The organism is Nitrospira sp. (assembly GCA_024760525.1).
Classification (GTDB): Bacteria; Nitrospirota; Nitrospiria; order Nitrospirales; family Nitrospiraceae; genus Nitrospira_D.
The window spans coordinates 926642-948628 of sequence record CP060499.1 but is presented as its reverse complement, the minus strand read 5'-3'; the positions used below and the strand labels follow the sequence as shown (position 1 = coordinate 948628).

General features: G+C 53.6%; 20 protein-coding genes. All 20 read right to left on the bottom strand.

Features of this window, described 5'->3' with window-relative positions:
• Positions 1-3 precede the first annotated feature (3 nt).
• Positions 4-789, bottom strand: coding sequence for an ABC transporter permease (locus tag H8K04_04585; GenBank protein UVT16837.1), 786 nt, complete (start codon positions 787-789; stop codon positions 4-6).
• A gap of 19 nt (positions 790-808) precedes the next feature.
• Positions 809-2002, bottom strand: coding sequence for an ABC transporter ATP-binding protein (locus H8K04_04580; GenBank protein UVT16836.1), 1194 nt, complete (start codon positions 2000-2002; stop codon positions 809-811).
• Positions 1989-3200: an ABC transporter ATP-binding protein gene (locus tag H8K04_04575; GenBank protein ID UVT16835.1), complete on the bottom strand. Its 1212-nt coding sequence runs from the start codon at positions 3198-3200 to the stop codon at positions 1989-1991. The genes H8K04_04580 and H8K04_04575 overlap by 14 nt, the downstream gene beginning before the upstream one ends.
• Before the next feature lie 171 nt (positions 3201-3371).
• Entirely contained in the window at positions 3372-4088 is a 717-nt protein-coding gene (locus H8K04_04570; GenBank protein UVT16834.1) for a WbqC family protein, read from the bottom strand.
• The gene (locus H8K04_04565; GenBank protein ID UVT16833.1) at positions 4078-4545 is read right to left on the bottom strand and encodes a GNAT family N-acetyltransferase; all 468 of its coding nucleotides are present in this window, start codon (positions 4543-4545) and stop codon (positions 4078-4080) included. The genes H8K04_04570 and H8K04_04565 overlap by 11 nt, the downstream gene beginning before the upstream one ends.
• Positions 4546-4863: 318 nt before the next feature.
• Entirely contained in the window at positions 4864-6108 is a 1245-nt protein-coding gene (locus tag H8K04_04560; protein UVT16832.1) for a hypothetical protein, read from the bottom strand.
• A gap of 549 nt (positions 6109-6657) precedes the next feature.
• Complete coding sequence (locus H8K04_04555; protein ID UVT16831.1) at positions 6658-7419, bottom strand: hypothetical protein; 762 nt, start codon at positions 7417-7419, stop codon at positions 6658-6660.
• Complete coding sequence (locus tag H8K04_04550; protein UVT16830.1) at positions 7412-8284, bottom strand: NAD-dependent epimerase/dehydratase family protein; 873 nt, start codon at positions 8282-8284, stop codon at positions 7412-7414. The genes H8K04_04555 and H8K04_04550 overlap by 8 nt, the downstream gene beginning before the upstream one ends.
• Positions 8285-9082 carry a class I SAM-dependent methyltransferase gene (locus H8K04_04545; GenBank protein UVT16829.1) on the bottom strand — a complete coding sequence of 266 codons (798 nt, stop codon included), beginning with the start codon at positions 9080-9082 and terminating at the stop codon, positions 8285-8287.
• An 80-nt stretch (positions 9083-9162) separates the two neighbouring features.
• Entirely contained in the window at positions 9163-11037 is a 1875-nt protein-coding gene (gene asnB, locus H8K04_04540; protein ID UVT16828.1) for an asparagine synthase (glutamine-hydrolyzing), read from the bottom strand.
• A gap of 107 nt (positions 11038-11144) precedes the next feature.
• Entirely contained in the window at positions 11145-12140 is a 996-nt protein-coding gene (locus tag H8K04_04535) for a GDP-mannose 4,6-dehydratase (GenBank protein UVT16827.1), read from the bottom strand.
• Between the two features lie 135 nt (positions 12141-12275).
• The gene (locus H8K04_04530; protein UVT16826.1) at positions 12276-13100 is read right to left on the bottom strand and encodes a hypothetical protein; all 825 of its coding nucleotides are present in this window, start codon (positions 13098-13100) and stop codon (positions 12276-12278) included.
• Between the two features lie 186 nt (positions 13101-13286).
• Positions 13287-13823 carry a UpxY family transcription antiterminator gene (locus H8K04_04525; protein ID UVT16825.1) on the bottom strand — a complete coding sequence of 179 codons (537 nt, stop codon included), beginning with the start codon at positions 13821-13823 and terminating at the stop codon, positions 13287-13289.
• Positions 13824-13876: 53 nt separating this feature from the next.
• A complete protein-coding gene (locus tag H8K04_04520) occupies positions 13877-14464 on the bottom strand; it encodes a winged helix-turn-helix transcriptional regulator (protein UVT16824.1) in 588 nt (195 codons plus the stop codon).
• A gap of 105 nt (positions 14465-14569) precedes the next feature.
• On the bottom strand, positions 14570-15595 hold the full coding sequence (locus H8K04_04515; GenBank protein UVT16823.1) for a glycosyltransferase family 9 protein: 1026 nt from the start codon (positions 15593-15595) through the stop codon (positions 14570-14572).
• The gene (waaF, locus tag H8K04_04510) at positions 15586-16659 is read right to left on the bottom strand and encodes a lipopolysaccharide heptosyltransferase II (protein ID UVT16822.1); all 1074 of its coding nucleotides are present in this window, start codon (positions 16657-16659) and stop codon (positions 15586-15588) included. The genes H8K04_04515 and waaF (H8K04_04510) overlap by 10 nt, the downstream gene beginning before the upstream one ends.
• An 88-nt stretch (positions 16660-16747) precedes the next feature.
• Positions 16748-17749 carry a class I SAM-dependent methyltransferase gene (locus H8K04_04505; GenBank protein UVT16821.1) on the bottom strand — a complete coding sequence of 334 codons (1002 nt, stop codon included), beginning with the start codon at positions 17747-17749 and terminating at the stop codon, positions 16748-16750.
• Positions 17750-17841: 92 nt separating this feature from the next.
• Positions 17842-19533 (bottom strand): lipopolysaccharide heptosyltransferase II, encoded by a 1692-nt coding sequence (waaF, locus tag H8K04_04500; GenBank protein ID UVT16820.1) that lies wholly within the window; start codon positions 19531-19533, stop codon positions 17842-17844.
• A complete protein-coding gene (gene lpxK, locus H8K04_04495) occupies positions 19526-20617 on the bottom strand; it encodes a tetraacyldisaccharide 4'-kinase (protein ID UVT16819.1) in 1092 nt (363 codons plus the stop codon). The genes waaF (H8K04_04500) and lpxK overlap by 8 nt, the downstream gene beginning before the upstream one ends.
• A gap of 1 nt (position 20618) precedes the next feature.
• Positions 20619-21953, bottom strand: coding sequence for a 3-deoxy-D-manno-octulosonic acid transferase (locus H8K04_04490; GenBank protein UVT16818.1), 1335 nt, complete (start codon positions 21951-21953; stop codon positions 20619-20621).
• Between the last annotated feature and the right edge of the window lie 34 nt (positions 21954-21987).

Below are 21987 nucleotides of genomic sequence, written 5' to 3'. Positions count from 1 at the left end.
CGCTTATAGAACAGATTCGAAATACCCTTTAACCCTGCGAAACATTCGAAGCATAAGAGCAGTCAGCACTATTCCGAGAATCGAGACATACCCCAGGCCCAATAAATTAGGAGGCTGGTGATAAAGTAAAATCGAGCGGTATGCCTCCACCAAAATATAAATGGGGTTAAAGGCTGACACCGTTTGAAAAACGTGCGGCATACTCTCCACAGGATAGAAAATCGGAGACATGAAGAGCACAATCATCAATAGATTCGGCAATGCATACGTGAGATCCCTAAAAAACACGGTGATTGCAGACAAAGGAATACCGACGGATGCGACCAAAAGAAACTGGCTTACGACGACGAGCGGGAGCAACAGGACATGCCAAGACGGCGTATTACCATCGATGACCAGCAACACGCCGAGAAAACATAGACTCACGACAATCGGAAGAGTTCCGGTCAATCCCGCTGCAATCGGCAGCACTTCTGTTTTGAACGCAACGTTCTTTATAAGGCCCGTAGCCGATGTGATTGAGACAGCGGACGCCATGACCGCTTCAGTGAAACCCATCCAAGGCCCAAATCCGCTAAGAAGCCATACCGTATAGCCAAACGTTGTCTCAGCACCCGGGAACTTCACTTTAAAGACAAAACCAAACACAAATGTATAGACAGCCAGCATGAGAAGAGGCTGCAACACGCTCCAGGAACTTCCCAATATCGAACCGATATGCTTCTCTCGGAGATGATTCCTGGCGAACCCGAATATCAGTGAAAGATCGCGCGCCTCAAATCCAAGCATGATTTCGTATAGTGTTGGGTTAGTGCGCCGTGATTGTGTATGAAGAGAGCAACGCCGGTCTTCCTCCCTTAGGGGGATCCGGATCGGTGATCTCGAATACCAAGGAGCGACTGGCAAGTTTTACCTGTTCACGCAGAATCCCCACCTGCGCTCTATAGACTCCTTGAGCCAATACGGTCGGGATCTCAACTTCCTGCTCGACTTTGTCGCCCGCGAACTGCCACCCTTCGCATTCCAAACGTTCGTCAATGAGAAGTAATCCGTCAAGCCGTTCGATCAACAACTGCATGTCGAAATCTTGAATCCCACAAGGCCGGTGAACGCACCAACGCAATGAAACACTCTCACCGATACGCAAAGGTTTCGCCCAGGGTTCACCATTTCGGAAGCATTCAAGTTTGCTTATACCCCACCCTTCTTCATACGACTCTTCCCTAATGTGACGATGATATTTTGCAACGGCCTCTTTCTCTCCGATTTCTTGCACCCATTTCTTGTACGCTTGGATGACTTCGAGAGGACTTCCATCCAGACGGATACGTCCGGATTCCATCCAAATGCATCTTGTGCACATTTCGCTGATGGCATCTAGCCCATGCGACACGACAACTACGATCCGCCCTCTCGCACAGATCTCTCTAATTCGCCTAGTTGCTTTCTTCGAAAACGCGACATCGCCCACGGAAAGTGCTTCGTCGATCAACAAAATCTCGGGGTCGATGAACGCAATCATTGAAAACGCCAATCGTGCCTTCATGCCGGTCGAATAAGTGCGCACCGGTCGATCGATAAACTCCCCAAGCTCTGCGAACTCGATAATGTCTCCAATTACGAGATCGGTCTCGCTTCGGGCTTTACCTTGCAGCTCTCCATCTACATAGATATTTTCGCGCCCGCTGAGTTCCTCTCGAATGCCGACTCCTAGAGTCAGCACAGACGTGACATGTCCTTTCACTAAGACCCTGCCGGATGTAGGACTGGCGATCCCGGCGATCAAATGCAGGAGAGTCGATTTACCCGCGCCATTCTGACCGATGATACCAACCCTCTCTCCTGATCCGATGCTGAGCGATACCCCATTCACTGCCGTCTTTGCTGCCGGTGCACTTCCTTCCAACGGTATGTCACAAATAATCTTTCCAAACGTGACCAGAGAATCCACAATCCCAAGAGGGAATGCTTTCACAACATTTTGAACCTCAATGTGAGGCATATTTACTGACCATCCTCGGCTTCAACGGTACTCGAACTAGAGCAGCCTCTTTCGATCCCTTGACATTCAGTTCAAGACCATTTCCACTCGTCCATGTACGTCGATCGCAGACCACTACTCCCGTACGATCATCATTCCATTTGCGAAGAAACAAATTCAGACTGTACCGATTGGGAGTCAATGGGAATCGAGAAATTCGAAGCGCAATCGTTCGGAGACCAGGCGCATCAGTCACCGAATGGTAATTAGACAATATGAGAATCTCCCAACCGAATCCCAGTCTGAGAAATTCGATGGAAAACGCAAATTCAATGTTCGCGGATTCGAACACTTCAATGGGAATAGTCAGTTCAAGATCCTGTCCAGTCTCAGCTTGAAACGACCTTTCCATATGGCCGAATCGCGCGATATTCAGAGGAGGTGCATCCAGCCTAAGGTATTGCGCGATCACCTCATCGGAAGGTCCAGAAATCGTAATTCTCCCGCGATCAAGAACATAGGACCTCTCGCAAAGCTTGATGACGGCGGACCAATCATGTGTTACCAGGACACCGGACGCCCCACGTGTGAGGCGTTCCCGGATCCGTTTCCAGCATTTCGCTTGGAAATACTCGTCCCCGACGGACAATACTTCGTCTATGAGGTAGATCTCCTTCTCGAGAGCCGTAGCAGTCGCGAAATACAACCTCGCCGCCATCCCAGATGAATACGTACTGATGGGTCGTTCAAAGTGCTCATTCAATTCTGAAAATTCCCGTATGTCAGCCAAAAGTGCCTGAACGCTTCCTCCTTCAGCTCCAAAATACTCCAACATTCGAAGCGCGTACTCTCGACCGGTCAGAAAACGATTGCTCAATCCTCCGAGTTCAAACAGTCCGGCGATTTCCCCATTGACATAAACCACTCCCGACGTCGGCTTATATACTCTTCCTAATATTCGCAGTAACGTGCTCTTGCCGGCTCCGTTGTAGCCGAGGACACCCACAATTTTGCCTTTTGGAACCAGAAGAGATATGTCGCTGAGAGCTTCGAATTGCTTTTGAATCTTCTCTATTCCCAAAATGATCCGCCACGCATCTCCTGCATCAACAAGCTGGAAACGCTTGCAGACGTTATGACATTCAATCACGATGTCGGTGACATTTTCGATATTGGGGAAGCTGTCTCTTTGAAGATCTTGCTCGACCTTACTTAGCATTGCCTGCCTTGCTGACAAGACACATGTAAACGATGGCTTGGAACATCACAGACAGCACTGCTGCGCAGTTTGGATCGGCGATACTTCATGGGCACCACCTAATCTTCCCCCCAGGCCTCGCACCCACCGACAAACACCTGACACCCCTTGCCCCGTAGAACCAGCCTTCTTCTAGGTAAGAGTTGGAACAATCAATCGTCGAACTCCCTTGAATCCACAATTCATCGCAACATCAATGACCGACAGACCGGCACAAAATTGCTCACTGCCGACCTGAGAATAGGTCGGATGCGCGAAGCTTTGATAGATGAGCTGTATGCCCGCGACGGCGAATTTCTCATCTTCTTGATACCCTCCTGCACCACCACCGCAAAGATATGCGGTGCCGCCGACGGCTTGTACCATGGCAATCAGCAAATCCGTAGCCTCTCCTTTGACATCGAGTGTAGATCCAAGAATCAGCTTTCCAGGATCCAGGCCGATAGCCGTTCCCACAACACGCAACGCGTCCAGGTTGAACTCTCGAAGGTCATCAGTGGAATTTCCCATCAGTGTGCTGAGAAGAGGCACCACTTCATCATGAAAGGGAGCGCGTCCGTATGACAAATTGATGGTCTTCAGCAACTTCTTGCGCCATGGAATACTATTGTTAATCTTCATCTCGTGGATCAGACGTGTCCCATGATACGACCGGACAACGGGCATCGAAATCCAATCCGGCTCCCCGTTCATGAGTAACCTCACCCGGTTCATCCAGGTTCCGCCGGTCTTCGGGAACTGCACGTTGTCCAGCACAATAAACACATCCGCTCTGGCAAGTTTATTGAAATACCCAAGCCATGGGAAGAAGTTGGGCTGATGGATAGCAACGATCTTGCTACTTGCCATACTCCTCTCTTAGGAGTGCCATTAAGACAATATCCACATAGGTACCATCAACGTGTGCAGCCTTTCGAAGCATGCCTTCACGAACAAAGCCGACCTTCTCATAGGCACGGATCGCCATCGTATTCGTCGCAAACACATGGAGATGAACTCGGTGTAAGTTCAAGTCCTTGAATGCGAAATTGAGAAGCAAATGTATCGCCTCAGTCCCATTGCCGCTGTTCCTCGCCGACGCATCACCAACCCGAATTTGTAGCTCAGCGGTGCGATGTATGGGATGAATTCCGTGCAGTTGGCATGAGCCAATCAACTTATCGTTCTTTCGTACGCGAATGCCAAAAACAACCAGATCACTGCGCTGTTGGATAGACTCAAACCAAGTCTGGTGCTGTGTCTCACTTACAGGTTTGTACGGCGCATTGAGAAGCACTTCTTCGCGATGGTTGATCCATTTGAACATGATCGGCAGGTCCGCGATCCGAATAGGCGCTAAATACACCCTGTAAATCTTAGAGGTCGACATATCGTTCACACCTTGGTTAAGCCAATAGCGACAGCATGATGGATTTGACTCAGATTGGGATCAAACCAAGACAGAAACACGGAATAGTCGAAGACGGAATTTCCACGCTCAGCGAGGAAGTTCGGTCGATAGATGACGACTACCTTGTTAGGCATCGAACTCATTGCGGAACACTGGATCGCGATGAACTTTCTACCTCCTCCACAAATCGAGGTTTGATTGTTTTCTGCGCGGGACGGAGGAAAGAACCCCAACCTACCAACTTTGCGGATATTGAACCTTTTCACCTCGCATCAACTGATCGTAGATCTGTTCGTAACGGGCCGCACAGGCTTCAGCGCTATGCCATTTGAGCGCATAGAGTCGACTTGCACGACTGATCGACGAACGCTCTTCGGGATCCATGAGAAGAAGTTTTTTCAAAACCTGATAGATGGTCTGTTCGGTCGCCGAAATCAGGGGAAGCTCCCTCATATACGCGAGCACGTCGTCCTGGCTTGGCTCGTTCGGATTGATATAGCAAACCGTTGGCTTCCCCAACATCATACCTTCCTGAGCCGTCGACCCAAACCGGCCGTAGTTGAGCTGATCGACAATCACGTCACACTGGACCTGGATGAACCTCACTTCCGTGCTCTTGATTCCTGTCACAAAAACAAGTCTGACTGGAATTCCATCGGCCTTCAATCGCTCGATGGCCTCGATGACCGCTGGAGTTCCTTTAATATTTCGTCCGTTTTGAGTACGCGCCTCGTAGTTGCCGACTCCATGATAGACAAGCAGTTCTCCAGGTTGACGAATGATTTTGAACTCGTTCGGCACCGGCAAATCCGGTCTCCAGAATGCGGAGTCCAGACACATCGTGGTTGGCTCTCTGACCGTTTTGGCTCCCATCTGGTAATCCAGCGCCGGGTACCCTTCGGTAAAAAATGCGTCACAATTCCGCTCGATCTTACGACCCCATCCCAAGTTTTTTGAGTCGTTACATATGGCCGGGTCGGGTTGCCAGGGACACTTTTGGCAAACATTGCCCGCTTCTCCTGTACTGGACCACTTCATCACGGATGATTGAGCCACTCCGTCATTACACCCGGTCGTCGTGTAGGCCACCCGACGGCCTGACGTTTTCCAGTCCACGATGTCCCAGGAATCGTCGGTTTCCCATTTCCAGTTCTCGGGGAAAAAAGACATCTGGCCTGCACCGGAAAAATGCAGGAGTCGAAACCGTTTCTTGGCGTGTGCGAAAAATTCTCGAATGCTCCGTCGAAACTCTACATGATCGTCTGAGAACAGATTGATATCGTCACCGTGATAAAAGTTGGCGTGCGGACTGTTCGCCGACTCAAGACTTACCAACACGGCATCCCATCCTCTGGCTCGCAAGGCCTTTGCCAAATAGTAAAAGTGATAGTAATTTTGATGGAGAAACACCACGCTTCGCTTCTTGAACGGGGACGTAATTAGTTTTCCCACGGTGGCAACCGGAACGATTATGTGCATTCTCAACCACCGGGACTCGCACAGCACGGAGAGAACGCCACCTCGCCTTTGCGCCAAATACTGGGCCAGGCATGACTCTGCTTCCATCCTCTTGAAACGCAGGTACGGAAATCGGAGCACTCTTTTGGGAAGTGAACGGACGATGCCCCAACCCACGATAGAGGGAAGCACAACGCGAGTTTTGAACCACTGGCAGCCGCACAGTCTGCGGAGCAATCCGTCTTTTCGTTGGTCTAACCATTGCGACAGGTGTGTCTCCGTTGCTATTATTCGATCTCTGACTTTTCGAAGGGCCATTCCCTTCAGACTACCGATTGGATCAGCCACCTTGGGCTCCATCCGACTCATGACGGAATTCTTCGCGCAAGACCCCCATGCCCGGCAGGTCGATACCCTACCCGTTTGAGTCGTCTCAGTTCGGCATGATGCTGCGGGCGAATCCCGGCACTCACGCAAGCCACAATCCATTCAGAACGGAGTACCGCCGATATCATTGGGATATCGAACGTATCTCCGAATGGTAGGACCCGGGGGGCCATGACGGTGGAATCAGTTCGCTTGTGTTTTGGCGAGCAAGTCGCGCTGTTCGCGCGTGAGAATGGCGTCGACCGGAATGTGTAATTTCATTGCCAATTCGGCGAGTTTGACATGGAACGGCGAATAGGTTTCCCGCCACCAGATCGGGTGAACCAGAAATTGGATTCTGGCGTATAGTTTTTCCTGCAGTGTCCTAAGAATGTCTTTCCCACGCCAATCTTGGTTTGAGTCGGAAAAGTATGTGATGCGATCAAAAAAAAGCGACGAGTAGGTGTTAACGCGTTTATTCTTGAGACGCAAATGCTTCACGGGTCGATAGGTCGGCATGTGAAATGAGGCGGCATCGAGTCGGACACCAAACCTAACTTCAAAGCGTACCGCAGCTCTCTCCACTTCTTCGGTGATTTCTGTATCATCGTTCAACCGATTAGCATCAAAGTGCACTCCCAGCCAGTGACCTTGCCGCAAAAGCTCTTCAATGACCAAAATCGTTCCGGCACTGTCTAAATTGTAGAATGGAGAGTCGGCCTGGAAGAAATACGTCGCGCGAACGTGGTTCTCAGCCTCTATCTTACTGATCGCGAGGGTCCAATCGGGATCGTAGTCGATGTCGTGCCTCAGTAGAATGAATGGAGCGTCCGGCAACACCGACTCGTCTGCCAAAGCATCAAATCCTAAAAACCGATATCCAGACTTGATCGCCGCATGAAGATATACCTCGTACATTTTCCACGTAAAAGGCTCCAGTGCTCCTGTGACGGACGCGCTAGCCATGCAAAACTCGGGTGATTCCATCCTGAAATCCAACAAACCCCCGCAGCCCGAATGTTCGCGTCAGCTTTGAACTGTCAGCCATCCATCCGGATTCCCGTGCACCGCCGACAAAATTGAACTTGGGACGTATCTTGAGGGCTTTTCCGATAACTTGCCCCAAATCGTAGATGCTGAGGGCCTCGTCTCCGCCCACATTGAACACCTCAAAACCACTCGGCGGACTTTCTCTCTCCAGCGCAGCCTGGATGGCTGCACTCACGTCGGTCACGTATATGGGGGTTAGCCGAAGCCCTCGTCTCCCACGGATCTCAATCGGTTGCGATTGACGCACACGATCGACCAGGGAAGGAATTAACATGTGTTGTTGACCGAGCCCGTACACCGTGAAGAGCCGAAATACATCGCAGTGGAAATATTGCGCGTAGGATTCGATGATCATCTCGGCGATGAGCTTCGACCGAGCATAAAAGGTCGTCGGTTGAAGATCCGACGCTTCTGTAATGCGTCGATGGCTTCGCTTGTACACATTGGCACTCGAGGCATAAAAAAACCGCTTCGCCCCGCAGTGTCTCGCGTATTCCAGCATCACCATAAGCGCTCTGATATTCAGGTTAAAGATCGGCCATGCTTCGTCCGGAAACTTACGGTAGTGCCGAGATTGAGCCAGATACACGATGGCATCTGCTCTCGGTGGCAACTGAACACTCTGGCACGTTTCCGAAAGGTCCGCACAAAGCCACTCAACCCCTCGTTCCGCTACAGGGAATTCTTCCCGTGTAAGAGCGATCACCCGATGTCGCGCAGACAACAACTTCCGAACATGGCTGCCGATGAAGCCGGTTGCCCCCGCCAAGACGATATCCATTCAATCAGCGCTGGTCTTTAGTCTATAGAAATAACTTGTGCGATATGCATCGATCGGATGGGCTTCGGCTTGCACAATATGCACACCTACCTTCTTCGCAATCGCGCGGAATTCATCGGAGTTGAGTCGTTTAATGTGGAACACATCTTCAGCTAGTTCTGGCTTCTTTAGACGTGTATACCACTCAGGCGAACTCACCGGGGTAGGCGCTCCCGGCTTTTTTTCACCTAACCACACGTCGATTTCACCCGAGGGCTTGCATACGCGCACAGCCTCTCTCAGCGATTCCACCGGGTCGACGAAATGATCCAGAGTCGTGCTGAACAGGACGTGATCGAATACCCGGTCGCGGAATGGAAGATATTCAGCCAAGGCTTTCATAGTCAGATATCCACTCGGTTGTGTTCCTGCGAGCGGATCGACCCCTATGAAAAACACTTTCTCGTCTGCGTCAAAGTATGCCGGCCAAGGCTGAGGCCCGCACCCGACATCAAGGACCATCCCGTGATAGTTGCAAAAGTCGGCGAACCGCTTGCAATCTTCCCGTTTCCCCACTGACAAATTGTGGTCGGGGTCCGCCTGATAACTAGCGACCCCGTTATCTTGAACGGCCTGCCATGCTCTCCAGATTGGCAAAGAAATCTCGTTCTCCTGAGGAATGAAGTTCCAGACGAGCGTATCCTTGACAAATTCTGCCAGACACGACGGGCAAGCGATTCGTTGATCTTGATCGCCAATGAACAGGTCGAATTTGCATCTCGAACAGGCAAAAATCTTTCCGGCTTGACTTATTCGCACAAGAGATGTCTCCTTGCCGGGATCATCCCTGGGTCTCCCGGCCAATAGCAGTGGGTCGTTCACAGTGTAGGCACAGCGCCTTAAAGAAACTGCTCACACCAATTCTCGACATTCAGCAAGGACCAGATCAGCAATCGCCGGTTCTGCCTCCCTTCCAGATGCTCTGTCACCAAACGCTCCACCGCCTTTCGATCAAGAAATTCATAGATTCTTGCGCGTTCGCTCAACACTTTTCGCCGGACGTATTCGATACTTTCTCCCTTAAACCAGGAGGCATCTGGCGCGGAGAATCCTTGTTTGGCTCCGTCGGTGACTTCCAAAGGGATATACCGCTCCATCGCCTTCCTCAACAGCAGTTTACCGTCCTTGGTCTTACTAAAGTACCTCGCAGATTTGTCGCCAACGTCATTCTCATCCTGACGAATAACGTGCGACAAGTTGCCCAGTTTCAAATGAACGGGCAGGTTCATCGCAAATTCGACCAGATCATTATCTAAAAATGGAACGCGCGTTTCGAGTCCGTGGGCCATGCTCAACTTATCATCTAAGACGAGAAGGCCGTGCAGGAAGGTCTTCGCTTCAAAATACAGCGAATGGTTGATGTAATCTTCAGGGCGGGTCAGTGTAGGAGCATGTTTTGTGAAGACATCGCGGAAGATGTCGCGGGTCCATACATGTTGGACATCGCGGTGGATGGGAGTAAATACCTCCTTGATGTCCTTATTAGGAATTAAGCGTTGCCAGTATAAGTAATACTTATCGACATAATCTTCAAAGTCATTATTGATGACGGCTCGATAATAACGCCATGGATACCCACCGAATAACTCGTCGCCTCCTCCACCGGACAACACGACCTTCACAAACTTGCCGGCTAATTGGGCCATGTAGAAGTTAGGATAACTTTGACCGACACGCGGCTCTTCAAGATGCTGGGTAAGCTTGGGGAGGATACGTTCCATGTCGCCGGCCTTCAGCACCATTTCATAGTGCTCGGTCTTAAAGAGATAGGACATAAATTCGGCCTTTTCCCTCTCATCAAAACTCAACTCAAGGCCGGAAGCCGAATGGAGATCAAAGCCGCACGTGAAGGTTTTCAAATACGGAAGCTGCTTTGCGGCTATGGCGGTAATCGAACCCGAATCCATCCCTCCACTCAAATAGGCGCCGACGTCCACGTCGCTGACCAGTTGGCGACGGACTGCCTGGCAAAACAATCGGTCAAGTTCTTCCAGATACTCCCGCTCATCTCCCGCGCGTTCCGGCTCGACAAATTCATAGTCCCAATATCGACTCACAGGGCCGAGTCGTCGCATCCCGATTGAAAGTCGGAGCGTGCAGCCGGCCGGCAGTAACCGTATATTTGCAAACAGGGTCCGGTCGGTGAAAAAATTTTGGAAGGTGAAATACTCGAGCAGAGCTTCCTTGTCCATTTCGCACCGGTACGATGGATGGGCAAGAATCGCTTTTGCTTCCGACCCGAAGAGAAAGGCATTGTCTTGAAGCGTATAGTACAGCGGTTTGATGCCGTAGCGGTCGCGCGCGAGAAAAAGCTCCTGTCGCTGACGGTCCCAAACGGCGAATGCGAACATCCCGTTTAAACGATCAAGCGCCTTTTCTCCCCATTCAGCATACGCATGGAGGAGAACTTCTGTGTCCGTCCGAGAGCGAAACCGATGACCGCACTGCTCCAACTCGGCACGAAGCTCCCGGAAGTTATAGATTTCGCCGTTATAAGTGAGGATGTATCGGTCATCCAGTGTAGCCATTGGTTGCTGGCCAGCCGATGTCAGATCGATAATAGCCAAACGCCGGTGTCCTAAACCGATGAAGCGGTCGACAAAAAACCCTTCTCCGTCCGGCCCACGGTGCGCAATGACATCAGTCATCTTGCGCAGTGCGACTGGTGAGACCGCGTCCCCGTTCAAATTGAAGATCCCTGTGATCCCACACATGTCGGTAATGAATGCAACGGACCGTCGTGATGAGAGAATGGCAGGTGCTAAGTGAGGTAAACCGCCAAGACGTTGGTGAAACTAGAGGCGCAGATCACGGATATCCGCTAGCTTGCAGCCGCCTCCCGCCGAGCAGCGACTTCTTCTTGATGCGCTGCACGCCAGGCAATCAATTTGGCAAGGCCTTCTTGCAGCTCGATTTTCGCCTCAAAGCCGAGTTCCTCTTTGGCCCGCTTTGGACTGCCGATTCGGTTGCGAACCAGCGTCGCCTGGCTCCGCGGTGCATACCTGATTGGCTGATTGCAGTCAGTAAGTCTGATCACCATCTCAGCCAACTCTTTTAGCGAAGTCCGTTTGCCGGTACCTACATTGTAGAACCGATCAGTCGTATCAGCTTTCATCGCGCAGATATTGGCACGTCCGCAGTCGGCAACTGCAACAAAATCGAAGGCCTCACTGCCGTTGCCTAAAATGGTCGGGCCCTCTCCACGATCAATGGCGTCGAGCATCTTCATGATCACCGCAATATACGCTCCGCGATAATCTTGCCTCGGGCCATACACGTTCATATACCGAAGACCCACGACGTTCAGCGCATATCGGTGGTAAAAAGCACGCGCCATGGCCTCTCCACAGATCTTGGTTGCGCCATAGAAGTTCTGGTTGTTGAACGGATGATCTTCTGTCATCGGTTCTTCGACGGCATCGCCATACACAGACGCGGAGGACGAATAGACGAGTCGCTGAACCTTGTTTGCGACACAGGCCTCAAGAACATTGAAAGTGCCTCGCACATTTACCTCAAACGCCGATCGAGGATATTCATGGCATTGAAGCAACCACAAGGCCGCGAAGTGGAAGACGCCGTCCATGCCGTTCATCGCCGAATCTAGAATGTCAGTTTGGCAGATATCTCCACCGGCGTCGTAGATCTTCACACGGGGGTCCTTCAGTGCCTCATACAGATTCTCTTGCTTGCCTCGAACAAAGTTATCGTAAATTCTGATCTCAGCGACATCTTCATTGACCAGCTCATCAACGGCATGTGATCCGATGAGTCCTGCTCCACCGATGACCAAAACCTTTTTTCCCTTCAGATCCATCTCATGACTCCTCTGAGTGCTGAGTGCGCATGAGGCGTTCGGCACCGGCATTCCCTTCGGATTGTTGTAGGTCGCGAGGGCCTACGCTTTCCGCTCTAACAAATCAGAGAGTTCTGTCAAGTTCAGATTCGTACTCTAATTCTGATTTTTAAATTTTGATCGGACTGTAATGCCGCCGGGAGTGAAATAAAAATCCGAACCACCCATTTTTTGCTCGGCAAGAGATTCGTGCATATACATAAGGTCTGAAGGCAAATATTTCCCGTGACTTATCGCCGTGTAGACATTTTCTCTAAACGAATTAATACTCTTGTCCTTCATGGAAAAGGCCCTGATGCTTTTCTCATCAAGGGGAACTCCACGGAGTAAGTCGTTAAAACTCGTTTTGGCGATTATTCCAGCCGTTGGATCGAGCAAAATAGTATCGCGCTCATCATTGAAGAGTAATTGCGCATGATTTCCTATATAGCCACCATCAAATCCAATAGGTTGAAGACGTTGGGACTCAAGCGCATCAAGCAGATAACCAACTAGAAGAATCGTGCGGCTACAATCCAAATGAGAAGAGTTTTTTATCTCTTCGTAGGACTGCGCAGAACTTGCTCCATATTCAGCAAAGTTCGCGGCTAGCACAGTTGCCAGTATTGCTCGAAATGCTCCCTCGCTGACTGACTGAAATTCATCGCCGAGTACTTCCCGCAACTCATGAGAACACCGAGGAATCAATACATCAATCGAACCAGAATTTCGCACAGTTTCAATTGAATCCGCTGATAAGCATTTCAACGTTATCTCGATTACTGAAAGATCAATCTTGGCGGCCTTTTCTCCGTTGAAATAATGATCTGACCTGAGATAGACACCTGTCCCCAATCCGATAACCAATAGTGCGACGAGAGATGGGAATAATCTCTTAGTCCTCGACATGGCCCAATAAGTCTTTTCAAATAAATGCGCCACTGCCTTGCCACTGCCTCAGCATTTATTGCTAGCATGATGATCCCTGCAAGGGCAAACATAACTATTAGGTTTACAAATATCACACTACGCAATATCGCAGTGATCTGAAGCCGTGCCGGCGACAACGCGATGTCTGTGTCGGATATACACCCGAACGCAAACGGCTCCTCGGAAACAGCTGATTCTTCACACGGCCACCACGTCATTCACATCGATTTCCACCACCGCCGCCTGCTGAATCACTCGAACACCCAGCACGAGCCGGTGTCGCTTGTCTTTCCGAAGAAGGATGCCCTGCACTCCTTGCAAGGGACCACGAACGACTTCCACCTTCATCCCTTCATGGAGGTAGGGATGCGGATCATACGGAAGGACGCTCGTCATGAGGCGGCGTAGCGCGTCGATTTCTTGCTCCGGGATGGGCTCGGGTCGGCTTCCGCTGCCGACGATTTCGACCACACCGGCGGTCTTTTGTACCGGCATCCGTTCCCGCTGGGAGAACCGCACGAAACAGTACCCGGAAAACAGTGGAACCTCGATTTCCTTCTTCCTGTCCTTCCATTGGCTCAATCGTTTCACCGTCGGGAGCAACGGTTCGATCCCCCGCTTGTCGAGCTGGTCCCGCACCAGCTTTTCGTGACGTGACTTGGTACGCAGGGCGTACCAGCGAAAGCCGTTTGGCGTGCTGGTTTCGTTTTTTCTGTACACGCTGTCTGCGGACACAGCTTCGCCCTCTCACTTACAGCAAACAGAAAATGCTTTGACTTCTCGCGCCCTTAGACCGACGGGCCGAGCACGAGAATTTTCTCGTCAGGAACGTGTTGTTGCCCCAGCATGGCTCGGTGTCGTGCCGTCTGTTCAAGATCCGCCAACAGCACCGCGTCGAATTCCCACTCAGCCAAAACCTTCGACGACCAGACCGGATAGGATAAGAATGATTCCTGCTGACCGTCATCCACGAATCCCACCAAGGTCATATGCATTTCACGGAGCGACAGATAGGCCATCTCCGCGAGTTCGCCGGTTCCATAAATGATGACTCGTTTCACTCCGTTTCGAGCCGCGTGAGACAGTGCTTCTCGTAACCGTGCACGCATGTCCCGGTAGTGGGACAAGGAATACTCCATGTACAGGTATGTCAGCCTGGACTTTTCGGCAAACCCTTGAGGAGTTAACAAATACCGAACTCGGTGCGAAGGAATCGTGGTGATCTTAATGTACCCTTTGCGAGCCAGTCGCTTGAGGTATAGGTTGGTCAGACCAAGGGCGACCCCGAGCTTTGTCGCCAAGGATCGTTGCGTGACGGCGCCGTCTCGTTCGACTTCGGTAAGTAAAAGAAGATCCCTTTGGCCTTGAAGATTCATATAGTTAGAGAAATTCAGCCTGACGTTCAGAATATGAACACAGATACAGATAGGAGTCAAGAACAAATCTGGATACGAGAAACTCGACTCTGTGGATCAGCTTGATTATGCATGAAAGACGGTAAGGACCGAGGGAGTCCTCATGGCATGGGCAATTGCCGCCGCCACTTTGGACACGGTCATTCGATCAAGGCAATCCCAATAGGAACAGGCTTGCCCGATACATTTGTCACAGGTAGGCACATCAGGCCGCAGCACGACTCCCTTCCCAAGCGGTTTCCATCTCACCGGCAGATTATTGCGTCGGGGATCGAACAAACTAACCGTAGGGACACCCAGAGCTGCTGCCATGTGAGCCGGTCCCGTAGCTCCCGAGACGACGACGTGAGCGTTGGCGATCACCGCCATGAGTTCTCGTAGCGAGAGTTTACCCATAAGATTTATTATCCCTGACGGAAGCGCCATATCGCGAGGGGTGCCTTTCTCGAACTCCACTCGTTCTTGATCACTGCCGGTCAGCACGACACCATACCCGCTCTCCGTCAGAGCCACGGCCAGCTCATGGTAATGCTGGAAGCTCCACCGGCGCGCAGAAACACCACCTGGATGGATCACGATACGGGAGATCGGCAAGCCTGACCAACGATGCGCTCCAGCGGCCCGTTCCGCTTCGCTCAGGGTCAGCACGGGTGGACTAACGGGCTGCGGGCGGAGTCCCAATCCCGCTAACATCTCGACGTTGTACTCCGATTCATGCTTGGCAAACTCACTGCGATGTTCATAGACATGGCGATTGGCCAGCAGGCTGTACCAGCGGTATCCCGTCGCGACTCGAATCGGCACACCGGCCAACCAGGCGGCCCACATCAGGCGGCGAAACGGTTTCAAGAATACCGCCGTCTCGACTCCCTGTGAAAAGGCACGCCGCAACTCCTTCAATGGATCAGTGAAACGAATCGTTCGGACATAATCCACGTCGGGATGATGATCGAGAAGGGGAGCGACCGTAGGGCTGGCGAGAAACCCGATCGTCACGCCGGGCACCAGGCGGCGAAGCTGAGTGGCCACGGGAAGAGACAAGAGGACATCGCCTATCCCGTCCGGGCGAACGATCAAGACATTCATCGACATGGTACGCGAGCCGCTATGAGCGGCCGCACAATATCGACCACTTGGGTCGGCTTAATGACATGAAGACATTCCATTTCAGGGTCGTGTCGGCAGACACGACTGAAACAAGGGCTGCAGGGGACCGAACCGACGAGGACTTGGTGGCCGGCGCCATACGGGCCCGTCCGAATCGCACTGGTCGGTCCAAACATCGCCACCACCGGAATGCCAACCGCTGCGGCAATGTGCATCGGTCCGGAATCGTTGGTGATGATGGCGGTCGCTTTTGAGAGCAGCGCCGGAAGACACCTCAGCGGGATCTCACCGCTCAGATCGATGAACGGCTTCTTTGTCAGAGTCCTCAACCGATCCGTATATTCCCGCTCATCCGAACTTCCTATCATGACGACGGGATCAAGCTGCGCCTCGTGCAGCTGATCCACAACGGCCGCGAAAGACGTCAGCGGCCATCGCTTTGTCGGCCACCGTGCCCCCACGTTCATTGCGACCCATGGCCTGTCCACTGCGAGGCCTCTACGTCGACAGAGTTCTCGAACGGTCGCCACATCCTCCTCCGGCAACCTGAACCCAAATCGAGGTTTCTCAGGCAGTGACACCCCCAACGCCGCAACAACCGAAAGGTATCGGTCAACGGCATGGATATCGGGATTAAGAACCGGTATACGCTGAGTATAGAACCACGGGCTTCCTTCCCTTCCATTGGCAAACCCGATGCGTATGGGTGCCGCGCTCAGGCGAGCGAGGATGGCACTGCGGAGCAACCCTTGCAAATCCATGGCGATGTCAAACCGTTCCGCTCGCAGCGCCCGGCCCTCCCTGAGCCAACTTCTCACCGTCATCTCCACCGGCCACACACGGTCGACGCCTTCTGCCCGTTCGACAAGCTCAGCCCACTGACGTTTGACCAGCCACGTGATATGCGATCCGGGCCATTGCGCCTTGATCGCCGACACAACCGGAAACGTGTGGACAATATCCCCGAGAGAACTCGGCTTGATCAGAAGAATACGGGCATTATTGAATGTCGAAGAGACGCGGGCATCGAGCATGCTTAGAGATGGCACTGGACAACCTTCCGGCGGACTTAACCGTGTCGGAACCAGCAGACGGAAGAAGAATTCGTGTGATGATCCTTGCCCAATCCGGGTCTACTCATCCCTGCCCCACAGAATGGATCTGCAACTGAGGAGCATATAGCTTGTCGAGCAGCTCCTTACCACTTGTGGTCCCGGCCGTTTGGCGCTTCTCTTCCAGTGATCGGCAAAGACGCTGCCAAGCCCGCAGGTAGGGAAGCGGCGTCAAATGGCGGCGGAAGTTGCTGTGTCCTCGCACGATTCTGGAAACCCACTCATGGTTGCCCGGGATCACGGCTTCATACCGGTCTTCAAGAGGAGGTTCCGCGCGAGTGAGAAACATCGTGATGTTGCCGCCGTCGCGCGAGATCAGATGCGACACTTCATGCAACCCGTGCTTTTTGGCCAACCGGCGTAATGACACCACGTTGAAGTTATAGAGGTGGGCTTCATGGAACGTGCTCTGAGGGGCCTGGCAGGTGGCCTCCACGCTGGGAACTTCCACGACGAGTATTCCGTCGGCTTTCAGCCAGGATCTCAGTAATGCGAGGACGGATCCGGGATCTTCCGTATGTTCGAGCACGTGCCAAATGGTCACCACATCGAACGATTCAAGCGGAAACGCGGCGTCTTGCACGAAACCGACCTGAACCGTGAGGCCATATTCCCGTATCGAATAGTCGGCGTACCCTCTGTTCGGTTCAATCCCGCTCACACGATGCCCCAGTGATTGAAGCAGATACGCGAACTCCCCTCCACCGGTGCCGACGTCGAGAACGGCTTTCCGACTCGGCAGCAACCGCTCGATCTTTTCGAATCGCGACAACGCCACATTGCCCGCCCGTAAGACGTGCTTCGGCCTCGGGCTATAGGTATGCTTATAGGAGAGACGATACTCATCCTCGTAGAACTGCCTGGCATCGTGGGGACGCGGATCCGACCACACAAGGCCGCACGCTCGGCAGATGACGGTCTGCAAGGATTTCCCGCTTCGACTTCTGTTCGAAAGGATCGAGACTTCCCGACCGCCGCAGAGGTTGCATGGGATAGAAGAATGGCTGATCGGCTCGCTCATTGGCATCTTCCTCTCGCTATGGGGACCGACCGACTCTCCGGTGCGATTCTTTCAGCGCAACTGACACGCACATGGTGCGGCCCAGTATCGTGGCAAGCTCACGGATGCGCGACCCCACGCCCACCGGTCTGCGCGGACAATGTACTCGCATCAGTCATCAGCCAGGCGACAGCCTCAGCCAGTGAAGAGGCTACCCAATCCGGCGAGAGCCCCGAGGCCTTCAGGCCGTCAACTTCCCGCGGGAGAACCGCTCCGGTCGTTACCAAGATGCTTCTGACTCCAACCCGCTTTGCCAGTTCGATATCACGGGCGTGATCGCCGATCATGTACGCTCGCTCGAGATCCACTCCATGCTCCCGCACCGCCTGATCGATCATCCCATGGTTCGGCTTTCGACAGCCACAACCATCGTCAGGATGGTGAGGGCAAAAATAAATGGCGTCGAGCGATACCCCTGCCGCCTCAAGGAGTTGTACGAGCTTCATGTGAACGGCTTCAAGCTCGTGATGTGAAAAGAGTCCCCGTGCAATTCCCGATTGATTGGTCACAATGATCAATTTAGCGCCGGCATGCTTCAAACTCGCGAGGGCCTCACGCACCCCTGCAAACAACTCCAACTGATCGGGCGACCTGATATAACCGGGATCCAGGTTGAGTGTTCCATCGCGGTCGAGAAACACGGTGACACCGTCCAGGGGCGTCTGGCGTGTACTCTGTCCATCCCGACCTGTGACGCCTGTTCCTTGAAGTTGCATCAGTGCTGTTTCATAGACCCGGTCGACTGAAACGCGTGTCATGCATCGGTGATCGATCGGGCACTCCCTGAGCAAACAGGGTGCGCAATCTACCGCTTCTCGTATGACCGACCGTTCTTGCCCGTAGGGAGCAGTGGTGCGCCAATCCGTCGGCCCGAACACCGCCACAACCGGCACACCGCACGCGGAGGCGATATGCATCGGCCCCGTGTCGTTGGTAATCATCAGACGGCAGCGATTCACCACCGCCATGAGCTCACGAATGGTCGTCGAGCCGGACAAGACGACTGATCGCCCGTCGATCCGCGCCGCGATGTCCCTTCCCAGCCATTCCTCTCCTTTCGCCCCGAGAATGACGACCACGACCTGCGCACCTTCGGCTTTTCGCAATTGTTCCGCAAGCCGTCGGGCGACCTCGGCAAATCGTTCAGGCAACCAGCGCTTGGCGCTGCCGTAGGTCGATCCTGGATTGATACCGATGAGGAGATCCGACGAGTCGATCCCCTCCGAGGCGAGCCTCTTACCGATCATACGGTCTTCCTCGGCCGAAACGGGCAGTGTCGGCGGTGAGGCCTCAGCTGTCATTCCCAGTGGTCTCAGCAAGTTCAAATAATATTCGACTTGATGCGCCGGCGCACGACGATCGGGCACGGCAACCGGTTCGGTCAAGAAGAGAACCCTTCCGTCGGTTGCATAACCATATCGCCTCGGGATGCCGGCAAGCCACGCAATGAAGGCCGCCTCAAACGCGTTCTGAAACAGCACCGCTAAATCGAAGCGATACCGTCGCAACGAACCGGCGAGAGTCCACTTTCCTCCAATCCCTGCATGGGCCCCCTTGTCGTCATACACAATCACTTGGTTGAACCCCGGGTAGGCCATGAAGAGCTCTGCAATGGCGGGCTTGGCAAGCATCGCCAGGTCCGCCTGAGGAAACAGCGCTCGAAGCCCGCGGAGGGCCGGCTCGCACATCACGGCATCACCGATCCAATTCGGAGCGCGCACGAGGATTTTCCGCGGCGGTTCTTTACGCATGAGTTCCCAACGGCGGGCTCCCATCCGATGATGACCCATCGATCAACTGGAAGAGTCGCTCTTCCCCACGTACGATCTCCGTCCCAAGACGAAGCATCCACCAGGGGTCGTCGGTTGTGAGTAAGGCAGAGAGTTTTCCGCCGTCTTTTTCGGTCGTCAGGACGATATCGCTCCCGCTGGCTTGCACGGTGGCACGGATGCGCTCGATATCAGATGGGCTGTAGCCGTGATGATCTTCAAATGCCGTTTCACCCAGGATCTCAATTCCGGCGGATTCGGCTGATCGGCGAAACGAATGGCTGTTCCCGATCCCGCTCACCAACCAGGCTTTTTTCCCGTGGCCCCAATCGATCACGTGCTCTTCTCCAGAAATCATCGGCACGAAAGACTCCGGTCGAAACACAACTTCCATGACATCTTCGGGACGACATGCAACCGTTCGCAATCGGCTGCGGATCGCTTCCACATCCGCCGGAGAATCGGCTCGCGTGATCACCACTGCGCTCGCCCGATCCAATTCGTTCAACGGTTCTCGTAGCCGCCCTGCCGGGAGCAGCGCATCAAGTCCTGCAACATCGGTGGCATCCAGCAGGACCAGATCCACATCGCGATGGAGCGCCCGATGTTGAAAGCCATCGTCAAGGACGAGGCAATCGACCGTATGCTGCTCCAACACCCACCGGCCGAGCGCAACGCGATCCGCCCCCACCGCGACAACGGCCTGCGGGCAACGTTGCGCCATGAGAAAGGGCTCATCCCCCGATTCCGATGGGCCGGCCACAATTCGAGATCCATCGGACACCAGCAGATGCGGCACGGTACTCGTCCGTTTGTACCCACGGCTCAGGATGGCGACCCGCTGCCCATGGGCCAGCAACCGCTGCACGAGAAAAATAACGAGGGGAGTTTTTCCTGTCCCCCCGACGGTCAGGTTTCCTACGCTCACCACACGACAGGGTAACCGTGTGGTCTCGATCCAGCCTTGCCGATAACACCACAGCCGAAATCGAATGGCGAGGCCGTACAACCAAGCAACCCCGTAAAGCCCTTTCCGAGCCGGCTGTCCAGGATGCAAGAATGCCATATCAGCGTTTGGCCATAAGAGGTCCAGACCCTGTTGTCACACACCGGTCGGAGTACGATGGCGCCGCACGGAGACAGGTTTCAATGAACTCCAGACTCCGCATCAGCGCGCCTTGGTTGTCCAACACGGCTCGCTTCGCTGCCTGCCCCGCCCGATGCCGAGCGTCGGGTTGTCCCAGCCATTCCTCAAGGGAGGTGACCAGATCCTCCTTTCCCATAATTCGGCGCCCTCCGCCAGCCTCATGCAAGAGCGTGGCGACTTCGGCACAATGATCCGTATGCGGTCCAAACATCACCGGGGTGCCCCACACAGCCGGCTCCAACAAGTTGTGTCCACCCACGGGAACCAGGGTCCCGCCGACGAACGCCACGACGGCTTCTCGATACGCGCGAGACAACTCTCCCCGCGTATCCAAAATGACCACACGCGGGCCGGATTGCTTCTCCCGAATCTGACTCTTGCGCTGAACCGCGAATCCGGCGTCTCGAAGCATCGCTTCGACTCGGTCCGCTCGCTCGATGTGGCGGGGCGCCAACATCAAGACGGTTGAGGGATGGATCTTTGCGATATGCCCATAGGCCGAGACCAACAGTTCCTCTTCTCCAGGGTGCGTGCTGCCCGCGAGAATCAATTGTTCGTACTCATCGATTCCGAAGCTCCGGCGGAAGACCTCGTCCGAACGAACATCCGGCAGAGGCTGATCGAACTTGATATTGCCGGTGACGTGAACACGCATCGGATCGGCTCCCAATGCGATAATGCGATCGGCATCCCTATCGGATTGCATCAAGCAAAGCGTCAGCGTCCGAAGCACAGATCGATAGAAGGAACGAATCACAGGCAGGTCCTGACGGCCGAATGAGCGGGACGACAGACGCCCATTCACCAAGACAGACGGCACAGCCTGATCACGTAACGTCCACAGTAGATTCGGCCATATTTCGGTCTCGACGAACAGGTAAAGCACCGGTTGCATCCGGCGAACCATGCCGGCCACCGCCCAGGGAAAATCGAGCGGCGCATACCGATGCTCGGCGATACCCGCCAATCGTTGCTCGACTGCCTCACGTCCGGTCTCGGTCACCGTCGTCACGATATAGCGAAACTCCGGATGGCGTTCGTGGAGGGCTTTCACGAGCGGCGCGGCCGCCACCACTTCGCCGAGCGACACGGCATGCACCCAAATCAGAGGCTGAGACGCCCCGGAACCGTCAGAAGGGTGCTGCCAACCCATGCGTTGGAGAAATCCAGGCCGGCAGCGTGGTTTCGCCACAAGCACACCGATGATCACGGGTGCAGCGAGGAGGAGGAAACAATTATAGAGAAATCGCCACATGAAAAACTCGTTCACCGCCGATCGCTATGCGTCA